The organism is Acinetobacter sp. AHP123 (genome assembly GCF_023757925.1).
Lineage (GTDB): Bacteria > Pseudomonadota > Gammaproteobacteria > Pseudomonadales > Moraxellaceae > Acinetobacter > Acinetobacter oleivorans.
Map to the genome: position 1 here is coordinate 1,799,680 of NZ_CP092454.1, position 12,344 is coordinate 1,812,023.

At 39.9% G+C, this 12,344-nt stretch carries 11 protein-coding genes; 6 read left to right on the plus strand and 5 right to left on the minus strand.

Annotated features, from left to right (window positions below; genetic code table 11):
• The first annotated feature begins 121 nt into the window (after positions 1-121).
• From trpA to MJX77_RS08735, 4 genes are read left to right on the plus strand one after another with little or no spacing between them, the layout of a single operon-like run.
• Positions 122-925, plus strand: a complete 804-nt coding sequence (trpA, locus tag MJX77_RS08720) for a tryptophan synthase subunit alpha (RefSeq protein ID WP_049838105.1) — start codon at positions 122-124, stop codon at positions 923-925.
• Positions 922-1,818, plus strand: a complete 897-nt coding sequence (accD, locus tag MJX77_RS08725; protein ID WP_005309656.1) for an acetyl-CoA carboxylase, carboxyltransferase subunit beta — start codon at positions 922-924, stop codon at positions 1,816-1,818. The genes trpA and accD overlap by 4 nt, the downstream gene beginning before the upstream one ends.
• A complete protein-coding gene (folC, locus tag MJX77_RS08730) occupies positions 1,815-3,101 on the plus strand; it encodes a bifunctional tetrahydrofolate synthase/dihydrofolate synthase (protein WP_252061215.1) in 1,287 nt (428 codons plus the stop codon). The genes accD and folC overlap by 4 nt, the downstream gene beginning before the upstream one ends.
• Positions 3,092-4,150: an SPOR domain-containing protein gene (locus MJX77_RS08735; protein WP_049838102.1), complete on the plus strand. Its 1,059-nt coding sequence runs from the start codon at positions 3,092-3,094 to the stop codon at positions 4,148-4,150. Before folC ends, MJX77_RS08735 begins: the two co-directional genes overlap by 10 nt.
• Before the next feature lie 28 nt (positions 4,151-4,178).
• Here MJX77_RS08735 and MJX77_RS08740 read toward each other — a convergent pair whose 3' ends face one another.
• From MJX77_RS08740 to MJX77_RS08750, 3 genes are all read right to left on the minus strand, one after another.
• A complete protein-coding gene (locus MJX77_RS08740) occupies positions 4,179-4,757 on the minus strand; it encodes a dual specificity protein phosphatase family protein (RefSeq protein WP_252061216.1) in 579 nt (192 codons plus the stop codon).
• Entirely contained in the window at positions 4,754-5,566 is an 813-nt protein-coding gene (locus MJX77_RS08745; RefSeq protein WP_212771777.1) for an MBL fold metallo-hydrolase, read from the minus strand. The genes MJX77_RS08740 and MJX77_RS08745 overlap by 4 nt, the downstream gene beginning before the upstream one ends.
• Positions 5,567-5,829: 263 nt before the next feature.
• Entirely contained in the window at positions 5,830-6,480 is a 651-nt protein-coding gene (locus MJX77_RS08750; RefSeq protein ID WP_005309671.1) for a peroxiredoxin, read from the minus strand.
• Between the two features lie 405 nt (positions 6,481-6,885).
• Between MJX77_RS08750 and secA the strand changes: the two genes are divergently transcribed.
• Entirely contained in the window at positions 6,886-9,606 is a 2,721-nt protein-coding gene (gene secA / locus MJX77_RS08755) for a preprotein translocase subunit SecA (protein WP_252061217.1), read from the plus strand.
• 132 nt (positions 9,607-9,738) lie between these two features.
• A complete protein-coding gene (locus tag MJX77_RS08760; RefSeq protein ID WP_004789183.1) occupies positions 9,739-10,182 on the plus strand; it encodes a hypothetical protein in 444 nt (147 codons plus the stop codon).
• A gap of 67 nt (positions 10,183-10,249) precedes the next feature.
• On the opposite strand, the gene MJX77_RS08765 is transcribed toward MJX77_RS08760, so the two are convergent.
• Together MJX77_RS08765 and trhA are read right to left on the minus strand one after the other, a co-directional pair.
• A complete protein-coding gene (locus MJX77_RS08765; RefSeq protein ID WP_013196873.1) occupies positions 10,250-11,560 on the minus strand; it encodes an MFS transporter in 1,311 nt (436 codons plus the stop codon).
• Between the two features lie 134 nt (positions 11,561-11,694).
• Positions 11,695-12,336: a PAQR family membrane homeostasis protein TrhA gene (trhA, locus tag MJX77_RS08770; protein ID WP_013196874.1), complete on the minus strand. Its 642-nt coding sequence runs from the start codon at positions 12,334-12,336 to the stop codon at positions 11,695-11,697.
• Between the last annotated feature and the right edge of the window lie 8 nt (positions 12,337-12,344).

Genomic DNA, 12,344 nt, shown 5'->3' on the forward strand with positions numbered 1-12,344 from the left:
ATCGAATATCGCCATAACGTTAGACCTGTTCAATGGACAAAAAATAGCGTTAAAATGCGATGTTCTTGTATTTCTACAAACAACTCCTCAATTTTAAATAATTCAAGGAAAGCACAACCCTATGTCACGTCTTGCCACCCGTTTTGAAAAGCTTAAGTCCCAACAACGTAAAGCGCTTGTATCTTATGTCATGGCGGGTGATCCACAACCGCAAGTAACAGTTCCGTTACTGCATAAAATGGTTGCGGCAGGAGTAGATGTCATTGAGCTTGGTTTACCATTTTCAGATCCAATGGCCGATGGTCCAGTAATTGCGCTTGCAGCTGAACGTGCGCTTGCAGCAGGGACTAACACATTAGATGCTCTTAATATGGTAAAGGAGTTCCGTGAACAGGATCAGGATACGCCTGTTGTTTTAATGGGTTACCTAAATCCGGTTGAAGTGATTGGTTACGAGAAGTTTGTTTCTCATGCGAAAGAGTGTGGTGTAGATGGCTTATTACTGGTGGATTTACCGCCAGAAGAGTCAAAAGAGTTTGGTGCTGTGTTGAAGCAACATGACATGGATCAAATCTTCTTGCTCGCACCAACTTCTACAGACCAACGCATTCAGCATGTGGCAAATCAGGCAAGTGGATTTATCTACTATGTTTCACTTAAGGGTGTAACGGGAGCCGCAACACTAGATACGGCAGAAGCTGCTGCACGTATTCAAAAAATCAAAAATGCCACTGATATTCCAGTAGGTGTTGGTTTTGGTATTAGTGATGCTGCTTCAGCAAAAGCAATGGGTAGCGTTGCTGATGCTGTGATTGTAGGTAGTGCTTTCGTTAAAAATTTTGCAACGTTGGCAGCGGATGACGCTGTTGAACAGACGGTGAATAAAGTCAAGGAGCTTCGAGCAGCGCTCGATGAGTTAGTATGAATCAAGAAGTGAAATCAGGGAAAGTTCTTAGCCCTTCGACACCATGGACAAAACGTCCGGTTCCAGGTATTGAAGTCGCAAATGAGCAACAAATTCTCAAAGCAACATTTACTGAGCCAACGATTGAATGCCCTGAATGTCATGCTCTAGTGACACGTACAGCAATCTCTTTCAATGCGTATGTTTGTCCGCAGTGTGATGAACACTTACGTATGAAAGCTCGTGATCGTTTGAACTGGTTCTTCGACAATGTAGTAGCAGAATTAGGGCAAGAATTCAGCGCGAAAGATCCGTTAAAGTTTGTCGACACTAAGCCATATCCAGATCGTATGCGTGAAGCGCAAACTAAAACTGGTGAAACGGAAGCCTTAATTGCCATGCAAGGTAATTTAAATGGCGTAGATATGATTGCATGTGCTTTTGAGTTCGACTTTATGGGCGGCTCTATGGGTACAGTTGTAGGCGACCGTTTTGTTCAGGCTGCTGAACTTGCTATTGAAAAACGTCAACCATTGATCTGTTTCGCAGCTTCTGGTGGTGCACGTATGCAAGAAGGTATGCTGTCTCTTATGCAAATGGCACGTACTTCAGCGGCGATCCAAAAATTAAAAGATGCAGGTTTACCTTATATCGTGGTGTTAACACATCCTGTATATGGCGGTGTAACAGCTTCTTTAGCAATGTTGGGTGATATTCATATTGCTGAACCTAAAGCGATGATTGGCTTTGCTGGTAAACGTGTAATTGAGCAGACTGTACGTGAAACGCTAGAAGAACCGTTCCAACGTGCTGAATATTTGCTTGATCATGGTGTAATCGATCAGATTGTTCATCGTCATGCTTTACGTGATACTGTATCTCGACTTGTATCGAAATTGATGAACTTACCTTGAACCAACAAGCTCCACTTTCAATAGACTCTTTAGATACATGGCTCAATTATTGGAGCCATGTTCACGTTACAGGGATAGATCTTGGTCTGGAACGTGTAATTCCTGTTGCAGAAAAGCTGGGTGTAACTCAGCCTACTGCTAAAGTTTTTACAGTAGCCGGAACGAATGGTAAAGGCTCAACTACAACCACACTGGCCGCGATATTAAACGCACAGGGTTATAAAGTTGGGTTATATCAGTCACCGCATATCTATCGCTTTAATGAGCGAGTCAAATTGGGTGGAATTGAAGTCGATGATCAAAGTCTGATTGATGCTTTTGTTCAAGTCGATCAGGCTCGTCGCGATTGTGATCTAAGCTTATCTTTTTTTGAAGCAACCACTTTGGCTGCTTTTGTCATTTTTAAACAACAGCAATGTGATGTATGGGTGCTCGAAGTTGGTTTGGGCGGACGCTTAGATGTCGTCAATGTAATTGATCCCGACATTGCAGTTATTACTAATATTGGCCTAGATCATACTGACTGGTTGGGCGATACTATCGAAAAAATTGCTTTTGAAAAAGCAGGCATTATTCGTCCACAAATTCCGGTTGTCTTTGCCGGTGAACAAATTCTACCTCAAGCAATCCAAGATAAAGCAGAAAGTACGCAAGCAGACTTATATGCCGTTAATCGTGATTATTTTTATAAACTCGCCGATGATGGACAAAACTGGTACTTTGCCTCAGAAGGAACTACTTTAAAGCTTCCCTTAGGTCATTTAGCCATTGAAAATATTGCGGGAGCAGTTGCCGCTATTTTAAACAGTGGACTTGAAGTTTCTCAGTCAGCATTAGAAAAAGGTATTCAATCTGCACGTTTAGCAGGACGTTTTGAGCAGCGTCAAGTGGAGGGGAAAACGGTAATTTTTGATGCCGGACACAATCCACATGGTGTTGAATTTTTGTTAAAGCAATTGCGAAATTTCTTAGAATACAATAAACAGTACACAGAAGTTGTCGCAGTATTTTCAATGCTGGCAGATAAAGATATAAAATCAGTAGTCGATTTATTGAAACCTACTGTTTTACATTGGAAAATTGCTGAGTTGAATGTGCCGCGTGCTGCACCGATTCAGCAACTCAATGATGCCTTGCAAGGCCAGACAGTACAACAATATGGCAATATCAAAGAGGCTTTTAAATCAGCGCTTGAGCAAACAAATAACAATCAGCTGATTTTGGCCTGTGGTTCGTTTCATACTTTAGAAGCGATTTGGGAGTATTTGGAAGAATGTCAATGAATAACAAACAACGCTGGATGGGTGGTGTTGTTTTACTGGGAGGTGGTGTTTTATTGGCAGCATTACTTCTAAAAGGAAATGAGGAAATAAAACAGGTTGAAGTTCAGCCACCGGCATCCACATCACCAAAAACTCAAACTAAGCCAAAGCAAGCAACCGAAGGACAAATGGTACAACTACAGCCTCTAGCGGTTGATGTTGAAACAGAAAAACGTTTGCTAGAAGAACAGCGCCGTTCACGTGAAAAAGCGGTTGCTGAGCAAGAAGCACGTGCGGCTGAGTTTTTAGCGATGCAACAGCAAGCTGAAGCTGATGCTGCTCGTAAAGCCGCAGCAGAGTACGCTGCGATTAATGCACGTCGTACAGCTGCTCAAGAAAGTTCAGATAATATTCCACCAGAGTTAGTGGGTGAGGCGAAAGCTAAAAACCAGCAAACTAATGTGGCAAATAAAACAACTGATACTTCAAAAATAGATGCAGACAAAAAAGCAGCTGAAGCAAAACGCCAAGCGGAAGCTGATAAGAAAGCAGCTGAAGCAAAACGTCAGGCAGAAGCTGACAAGAAAGCAACTGAAGCAAAGCGCCAAGCAGAAGCCGATAAAAAAGCAGCTGAAGCAAAACGCCAAGCGGAAGCTGATAAGAAAGCAGCTGAAGCAAAACGTCAGGCAGAAGCTGATAAGAAAGCAACTGAAGCGAAACACAAAGCAGAAGCTGATAAGAAAACATCAGAAGCTAAACGTAAAGCAGAAGCTGATAAAAAAGCTGAGGCTGAAAAAGCGCGTGAATTGCTGGAAAATGGTGATAAAAAGTGGATGGTGCAAGTTGCATTGGCTGCTAACCAAGCAAATGCAGATGCAGTTGTTTCTAAATTACGAGCTAAAGGCTACAAGGTAACTACGAGCCAAACTAGCAAGGGGATCCGTATTATGGTCGGACCTGCGAAAGACCGTGATACAGCAGATGCGGCCCGTAAGAAAATTACTTCTGATTCAAGTTTAAATATGAAATCGGCTTGGGTCATTGATTGGGTGCCATTAGATCAGCGTTAATTTGATCTAAGGTTTACTCAAGATATAGTTAAGATGGATTCGACAATTGTTGTTGAATCCATTTTACATTTTCAGGGGTGAATAAACGGTCAATGTTCTTCCAGATAATATGGTAGCCATAACCACCTTGCTTCATTTCTTTAACCGCATCATCAATTGCCCAATTTTCAAAAATAATGCGGTACATGGCAACGCTGGCGCCTGTACGGTCTGAACCATGGTAGCAGTGCAATAAAACACGTTGATTACTCTGTTTAGCAATTTTGATTTGCTGCATAACCTCTAATAGATCTTGTCGGTTAATTGCCCATGTATTGATAGGAATATGCACAAGATTAAAATTTTCATTTTTAAAAACTAAAGTATCTGCGTCTTTGGCCCTTAAATTAATAATTGTTCCAATTTGATGATTCTTTAATTCTGAAATCATTGCAGTACTAGGTTGTTCACTGCGAAAAACATCATTACTAATTTGATAAAAGTTATAGTTCTGAGAAACTAAAGTGCCCCAGTCTTTTGGCCGTTGCTCATGAGCAATACTTTCATGCTGCATACATCCTTGTAAATTGATACAGATGAGAAGTGTGATGAGCGATAATTTTTTCATGTTTGATACCGATTAAGCTCATAAGGATCATGAGCACAAATAATTTCAATCGTTGGCTCATGTTGAGCTAAATGCTGTAAGCGTTTGAGATTAACAAGGCGTTGCTCATTATCTTCTGCAAATGTTTTTTCCAGCACACTGAGTGATCTTAATTTATTTTTAGGGTTTAACTCTAGATGTGAATAGTATGCATCCCCACAAAATAATAACCATTGATTTTGTTGCTTTATGGCAATACCACAATGACCAGCTGAATGCCCCAATAGAGGTACCATTAAAATTTCATCTTGAAACAGAGGAAAGCCTTTTACCTTTTCGAGGTTGAACCATGCTTCACCTTGTTGGTATTCAACAAAGTTCCAGTAGCGATGGTCTTTATATTGATTGGTTCTATAGCGAAGTTTGCCCTTAAAATTTGGAAGTTGGGCTGCGTTATATTCTGCAGCTAAAACATGCACAGTGGCATGTGGAAAATCTGAAATTCCACCTGCATGATCAAAATCAAGGTGAGTGACAAAGATGTGTTGTACATCCTTTGGATTAAACCCGAGCTTTTGAATTTGCTGAATAGCACTAAACTCAAGGTTAGGCTCAATTTTACCTAAACGTTTAACTAATGAGCCTAGGCGTTGTTTCATATGTAAATAATCTTGCAAGCCAAAGCCTGTATCAATAAGCACTAAGCCTCGATCAGTTTCAACCAGAAGGCAATGGCAGACGACTTCAGCCCGAAAGCCTTTTTGTCCAAAGAGTGGGGCACAAACTGGGCACATGCTGCCACACTTTAAATGATGAATTTTATAGATCATGATTTTTATTTTTTATACCGAATCGCTTCGAGTTATAACTGATCTGAGCAGTAAAAACCATGTGTATTCAATACATAAATAAAAAAGCCATCGCGTTGGATGGCTTTTTAAGGCTGGAAAATTTACTTATTTTGCTTAAGATTTACTATGCGGTTGGCTTATTTGAAATCTTTTGATGCTTGCCTACGCGCTTCGCTTGTCTTGTAGCCAACTTTTCAAGTGTTTGCCTACGCACTTCGTTTGTCTTGCAAGCAATAAAACCTTTAGTCGGTTTTATTGCTTTCAGGCTGTGGTGTTAGGCGTAAATAAGGCTTAACCGCTGTATAACCTTTAGGGAAGCGTTGTTTAATCTCTTCTTCATCTTTAAGTGATGGCACAATCACTACATCTTCGCCTTGCTGCCAGTTCGCTGGTGTAGCGACTTTATGCTTGTCAGTTAATTGTAATGAGTCAACCACACGTAAGACTTCATTAAAATTTCGACCTGTGGAAGCAGGGTAGGTAATAATTAAGCGAACTTTTTTATTCGGATCAATAATCACTAAAGAACGCACTGTGAGTGTTTCACTGGCGTTAGGATGGATGAAACCATAAAGCTCAGATACTTTACGATCTTTATCCGCAATGATTGGAAAGTTTACCGTTGTGTTTTGTGTTTCATTAATATCGTTGATCCAGCCCTTATGAGACTCTACATCGTCTACTGACAAAGCAATCGCTTTAACATTACGCTTCGTAAATTCATCTTTTAATTTTGCTGTGTAACCTAATTCTGTTGTACATACTGGCGTATAGTCGGCTGGATGTGAAAATAAGATTCCCCAACTATCCCCTAAAAAATCATAAAAATTAATTGGGCCTTCGCTCGATTCTTGTTGAAAATCGGGGGCAGTGTCTCCTAATCGTAGTGTCATGATATTTCCTCAATTGCTCATAATTTGTTATTCGATTGAATGAATATGCAGCATTTACTTTATGATTAAAATTATTGTTTTTATATTTTATTATGAAATTTTTATATAAGTGTAAATATATATGACTAAAACTCATTATTTTAAGTGCTTAATCAATGTAACTTTAAGGTAAATTTGCTAAATTAGATTTCTCGGAAGTTATGCTTAATAGATGAGCGTTAATGGTGCGTTTTAGGCGCCAAATACATTAAGGGAGACTAGATGAATGAAATACCATTCATCTAACTATCAGATTTTTTTTAGGGGTTTTGTGCAAACCCCTTGTACTTCAAATTTCTGGCACCATAATAAACGACTGAGAAAAAGTTTATTCATTTGACCAAGCAAGATTTAGAGAGTTTATCCATGTTGGCAAGTCTGATCGGAGGTATCTTCGGTACAAAAAATGAGCGCGAACTCAAACGAATGCGCAAAATTGTTGAGCAAATCAATGCGCTCGAGCCGACGATATCAGCTTTAAGCGATGCAGACTTATCTGCAAAAACTCCAGAATTCAAACAACGTTATAATAATGGCGAAAGTTTAGATAAATTACTTCCAGAAGCATTTGCAGTTTGTCGTGAAGCAGCGAAGCGTGTAATGGGCATGCGTCACTATGACGTTCAGCTTATTGGTGGTATTACATTACATGAAGGTAAAATTGCCGAAATGCGTACCGGTGAAGGTAAAACCCTGATGGGTACTTTGGCGTGTTATTTAAACGCATTAAGTGGTGAAGGTGTTCATGTCATTACTGTGAACGATTATTTGGCACAGCGTGATGCTGAGTTGAACCGTCCATTATTTGAGTTTTTAGGTTTAAGCATTGGTACGATCTATTCAATGCAAGGTCCGTCTGAAAAAGCGGAAGCTTATCTTGCTGATATTACCTATGGTACTAATAACGAATTCGGTTTTGACTACTTACGTGACAACATGGTGTTTTCTTTAGCAGAAAAGAAACAACGTGGTTTGCACTATGCCATTATCGATGAAGTTGACTCAATCTTGATTGATGAAGCACGTACACCATTAATTATTTCTGGTCAAAGTGAAGACTCTTCGCATCTGTATTCTGCAATCAATACGATTCCTCCTAAATTACATCCGCAAAAAGAAGAAAAAGTTGCAGATGGTGGGCATTTCTGGATTGATGAAAAGCAGCGTTCAGTTGAAATGACCGAAATTGGTTATGAAACTGTTGAACAAGAACTTATTCAAATGGGTCTGTTAGCTGAAGGTGAAAGCCTATATTCAGCAACGAATCTGAGCCTTGTTCATCATGTGTCTGCTGCCATTCGTGCACATTTCTTATTCCAACGTGATGTTCACTATATTATTCACGATGGCGAAGTCGTGATTGTTGATGAACACACTGGCCGTACAATGCCGGGTCGTCGTTGGTCAGAAGGTTTGCATCAAGCAGTTGAAGCGAAAGAAGGTTTGGAAATTCAGCCTGAAAACCAAACACTAGCGACCACAACATTCCAGAACTATTTCCGCCTATATAAAAAGCTTTCAGGTATGACAGGTACTGCTGATACTGAAGCTGCGGAAATGAAAGAAATTTATGGCCTTGATGTTGTGATTATTCCAACTCACCGCCCAATGGTACGTAATGACCAAAACGATTTAATTTATTTAAACCGTAACGGTAAATATGACGCGATTATTCAGGAAATTACGAATATTCGTGAGCAAGGTGTTGCACCGATTCTGATTGGTACAGCGACCATTGAAGCCAGTGAAATTTTATCTTCTAAGTTAATGCAAGCTGGTATTCACCACGAAGTGTTGAATGCAAAACAACATGAGCGTGAAGCTGACATTATTGCTCAGGCGGGTAGCCCGAATGCAGTAACGATTGCAACTAACATGGCTGGTCGTGGTACGGACATTATCTTGGGTGGTAACTGGAAAGCAAAACTTGCCAAACTTGAAAACCCTACTACTGAAGATGAAGCACGTCTGAAAGCACAATGGGAACAAGACCACGAAGATGTATTGAAATCAGGTGGTTTGCACATCATTGGTTCTGAACGCCATGAATCACGCCGTATTGATAACCAGTTACGTGGTCGTGCGGGCCGTCAGGGTGACCCTGGTGTTTCTCGTTTCTATTTGTCTCTTGAAGACGACCTTATGCGTATTTTCGCAGGTGATCGCGTAGTCGGAATGATGCGTGCGATGGGTCTCCAAGAAAATGAAGCGATTGAGCACAAAATGGTGAGTCGTTCAATCGAGAACGCTCAGCGTAAAGTTGAAGCGCGTAACTTTGATATTCGTAAAAACTTATTGAAATACGATGATGTGAATAATGAACAACGTAAGATCATTTATTCACAACGTGATGAAGTGTTAGCTGAAAATACTTTAAAAGAATACGTTGAAGAAATGCATCACGAAGTGATGAAAGGCGTGATTGCTAACTTTATTCCACCTGAGTCAATTCATGACCAGTGGGATGTTGAAGGTTTAGAAAACGCTCTACGTATTGATTTGGGTATTGAGCTACCAATTCAAGAATGGTTAGATCAAGATCGCCGTCTAGATGAAGAAGGTTTAGTTGAGCGTATTAGCGATGAAGTAATTGAACGTTATCGTCAACGCCGCGCTCAAATGGGTGATGAATCAGCAGCAATGCTTGAACGTCACTTCGTTTTAAACTCTCTTGATCGTCATTGGAAAGATCATTTGGCTGCAATGGATTATTTGCGTCAAGGTATTCACTTACGTGGCTATGCGCAAAAAAATCCTGAACAGGAATACAAGAAAGAAGCTTTCAACCTGTTTGTAAATATGCTGGGTATTATTAAAACTGATGTTGTAACTGATTTGTCTCGTGTACATATCCCAACACCAGAAGAACTTGCAGAAATGGAAGCTCAACAGCAGCAGCAAGCTGAATCAATGAAGCTTTCTTTTGAACATGATGATGTAGATGGGTTAACTGGTGAAGTTACACTTTCTCAAGAAAGCGTGAACGAGTCTAACGATCAGCAAGCTTTCCCTGTTCCAGAAAGCCGTAATGCACCATGCCCATGTGGGTCTGGACTAAAATATAAACAATGTCACGGTAAGATTTAATCTGCCTTAACGAAAAAAAGCAGAACAATTGTTCTGCTTTTTTTATGTTTGTAGTAAGCCTGTGAATAATGTTTGCAGTTTTAAGCATTAAATGCTATTTACTTCTCATCCAGAGTGTATGTTGGAAAGACAATGAAAAAAGTATTACAACCTTTATTTTTAACTGTTCTTGCTGTGCCTAGTTTTGTTTTCGCAGCAGAAGCAGCTTCAGCCCCTCAAACGACAACGGTTGATAAAGTACTTGCAGCAAAAGGCCCAACTTCGGCTCAAGCTGTAGTGAAGCAAGAAAATACTACAGTGATTAGCCCGCGTACAGGCATTCGCTATACGTTGGGTAACACAGGTAATCGCCCAATTATTTTACAAACGACTGCGATTGCTCCAGCAAACTCAGCAAACATTAATCGTATTGTAGCAACTAACCCTGCTTTATCTGTGAAGAGCCAAGAAAAAGCAAAAGTTGCACTCATTGGTGAAGCTGCTGTTGCTGGACCAGCTGCTGTTGCAGCAAGTAATGTAACAGCTCCTGCTGTATCAAATAGCATTGCACCTTCGAATCCAGCATCAATAAATTAAGATCATATATTTATAAAAAAGCCGGTTCAATTTTGAACCGGCTTTTTTATATAAGAATTTCTAATTTTTAGATCTGATTATTCACATCATCATTTTTTGTTTCACGAATAAGTAAGAATGCGATGAGTGATAAAAGGGATGCCGCAGTAAGATAATAACCAACTGCATATAAACCATAAGTTTCAGCAAGTTTAGTTGCAATAAGTGGCGCAAATGATGCACCAAAAATGCCTGCTAAGTTAAATGTTAATGCCGAACCTGTATAACGAACTGATGTTGGGAAAAGTTCAGAAAGAACTGTACCAATCGGACCATAGGTCAATCCCATAATCGCCAAGCCAGTACATAAGAAAAGGAAGACGATTAAGGTATTTCCAGACTCTAACATGCTAGAGAAGAACAAGCCGAAAATCGCAGCAGCAATACAGACGCCAATAGAGGTTGTTTTACGACCAAATTTTTCTGCAAAAATAGCTGATAAAGGAATGAATGCAGCAAAGCAAAGGGTAGCAAAGAGTTGAAGTTCTAAGAACTCACCACGTGCATAGCCAAGCTTTGTGGTTCCCCAGTTTAAGGCAAATACGGTTGTAAGATAGAACACGACAAACGTACAGATGGCTGCAATCGTACCAAGAATCAGCTTACCCGTATGTTTAGTAATAACTTCTTTAAATGGAATATTAACTTCTTTTTGCTTATCTAAAACTTTTTGGAATGCTGGAGTTTCATGTAGTTTTAAACGGATATATAAGCCTACAATCACTAATACAGCACTTGCAATAAATGGAATACGCCAACCCCATTGCATGAATGCTTGCTCAGGAATGGTGGCACTTAATAATAAAAATGAACCGGTTGCCAAAATAAAACCAATTGGAGCGCCGAGTTGTGGGAACATGCCATACCATGCTCTTTTACCTTCAGGGGCATTTTCAGTCGCGAGTAATACTGCACCGCTCCATTCACCACCTAAACCCAAGCCTTGTCCTAAACGACATACAGCCAATAGTAGGGGTGCGAAGATTCCGATGTGTGCATAGGTAGGAAGTAAACCAATACATACTGTTGAAATACCCATGGTCAGTAAAGCTGCAACCAATGTGGCTTTCCGACCAATACGGTCTCCTAAATGACCAAATATTGCTGCACCGATGGGGCGGGCAATAAAGGCAATTGCGAAGGTTGCTAAAGATTGTAAGACTGCGGCGCTGCCACTACTAGCAGGGAAAAACAAGTGAGGAAAAATAATAACGGCAGCAGTTGCATAGATATAAAAGTCGAAGAACTCAATGGTTGTACCGACTAAGCTTGCAAACAAAACCCGTGTTTTTGAATTAGTGGCTACTGCCGGAGCAGCAGTCGCAGAGGTTGAATCCATATAAAACCTTATATCAGTTAAAATTTATTTTTAATTTACTATTCCTTTTAAAGACGTATTTTTTCTAAAAGAATAGCGTGAAAGAACATCATCCATGACTCTTTCAGGATCACTGAATAAGAGTGAAAAATGAACTAAACTATGTACCAATAGATAGCAAGAAAATGTGCTCCTGCACCTAAAAGCACAAAAATGTGCCAGATCGCATGGGTATATCTTACCTTTTTTAACGCGTAAAACAATGCTCCAACCGTATAAGCTAACCCGCCAATGATCAAGAAAATCAATGCGTCTTTACTTAAATAAGTGCGCATGTCATCCATTACAAATACAGCAAGCCATCCCATTAAAATATAAGCGAGCAAAGAAATTTTTTGAAAACGATGAATAAAAACTAACTTGAAAAGTGTACCAATCGCAGCAATGCTCCAGAGTGCAATCAACAGATAGTGAGCTTTTGTAGTAGGAATTGCGATGCTTAAGAATGGGGTATACGTTCCAGCAATTAAATAATAAATAGCTGTATGGTCAAGTTTCTTATACCAGTAGCGTAGATTTTGTGTTTGAGCAAAGTGATAGAGTGTAGAACTGGTGAAAACTAGAATGAGACTAAATGAATATACCCACAAACCTACCCATTGAGCAGTTGAAAGATAAGATCCCTTTATAATTAAAAAGATAGAAGCTATAACTGCCATAATGATACCAGCCCCATGGCTGTAGGCATTAAATAGTTCTTCTTTTGGATCGTAAGTTTCCAACACAGATTTACTCATAAGTTTAA

What these genes read in the sequence shown, in the direction of transcription:
- secA (WP_252061217.1), top strand. Translation starts at nt 6,886, where the DNA reads ATGTTGGCAAGTCTGATCGGAGGTATCTTCGGTACAAAAAATGAGCGC.
- MJX77_RS08760 (WP_004789183.1), top strand. Translation starts at nt 9,739, where the DNA reads ATGAAAAAAGTATTACAACCTTTATTTTTAACTGTTCTTGCTGTGCCT.
- trpA (WP_049838105.1), top strand. Translation starts at nt 122, where the DNA reads ATGTCACGTCTTGCCACCCGTTTTGAAAAGCTTAAGTCCCAACAACGT.
- MJX77_RS08735 (WP_049838102.1), top strand. Translation starts at nt 3,092, where the DNA reads ATGTCAATGAATAACAAACAACGCTGGATGGGTGGTGTTGTTTTACTG.
- MJX77_RS08740 (WP_252061216.1), bottom strand. Translation starts at nt 4,757, where the DNA reads ATGAAAAAATTATCGCTCATCACACTTCTCATCTGTATCAATTTACAA.
- MJX77_RS08750 (WP_005309671.1), bottom strand. Translation starts at nt 6,480, where the DNA reads ATGACACTACGATTAGGAGACACTGCCCCCGATTTTCAACAAGAATCG.
- accD (WP_005309656.1), top strand. Translation starts at nt 922, where the DNA reads ATGAATCAAGAAGTGAAATCAGGGAAAGTTCTTAGCCCTTCGACACCA.
- MJX77_RS08745 (WP_212771777.1), bottom strand. Translation starts at nt 5,566, where the DNA reads ATGATCTATAAAATTCATCATTTAAAGTGTGGCAGCATGTGCCCAGTT.
- MJX77_RS08765 (WP_013196873.1), bottom strand. Translation starts at nt 11,560, where the DNA reads ATGGATTCAACCTCTGCGACTGCTGCTCCGGCAGTAGCCACTAATTCA.
- trhA (WP_013196874.1), bottom strand. Translation starts at nt 12,336, where the DNA reads ATGAGTAAATCTGTGTTGGAAACTTACGATCCAAAAGAAGAACTATTT.